Annotated in this window: 2 protein-coding genes; both read right to left on the reverse strand. The window is 32.4% G+C overall.

The features are described 5' to 3' along the window. On the reverse strand, positions 1–311 hold a 311-nt coding region (locus tag L950_RS25455), incomplete at its 3' end, for a hypothetical protein (protein ID WP_031289211.1). 177 nt (positions 312–488) lie between these two features. Further along, the coding region (locus L950_RS25460; protein ID WP_021191471.1) for a C40 family peptidase at positions 489–780 on the reverse strand (292 nt) is incomplete at its 5' end.

A 780-nucleotide genomic window follows, 5' to 3' on the forward strand; every position in this document is an offset into this window, starting at 1 on the left:
TTTTTTGATTTGTCTTTATAATTCATCTCTAAATAAAAACGAGGTGTTTCTGTTTCAGGATTTACTTTTGCTTCAGGTCCCGTCATGTCATCATCCAAATTCCAAAAACCTAATTCTTGAGCTTTTCGATGTAAGTAAAGCAAATCATCTTTAGTCATGCGAACGGTATCACGCTCTATCTCGTTTGTTTTGGTCACATACTGAAAAATTCCAGTTTTTGAATCATACTGATTATCCATATGATTAGGCTCACCGTATCGAAAGACCACAGACTGAAAATCTGTGAAACGGAAAGGCGCATTGCTAATCATATTACTGTAGTAGTAAACACAGTAAATTAGAAATGGTACAACAATACATAAACCCAAAAAAATCTTTTTACCCTTGATACTCATCTTTATTTTAGTTTTTGACAAAAATAAGGATTAAAATAGCTTTATAAAGTTTTATCTATTATTTGACATAAAAAAGGGAATTCGTATTACCTATCAGGATTTTGGTGTTCCAGCATTCGTGAAATATTTTGCGTACCACGAATCTTTTAAGTCAGAAATAATAACACCTTTTTTTGTCGATACATGTACAAATTTATTATTATGCAGATATACGCCAACATGATCCACATTACGTCCTCCGAACGAAAAAAACACCAAATCACCTTCTTTAAGCTGGGAATTTCGCTTGCTCTTAATTGCACCATCCATATCTCTGGATGAACGAGGTAAATTCTCTTTATATACTTTAAGATATAACATATTAACAAAACCTGAACAATCTACC

This window comes from Sphingobacterium sp. IITKGP-BTPF85 (assembly GCF_001006065.1).
In the GTDB taxonomy this organism is placed as follows: Bacteria; Bacteroidota; Bacteroidia; order Sphingobacteriales; family Sphingobacteriaceae; genus Sphingobacterium; species Sphingobacterium anhuiense.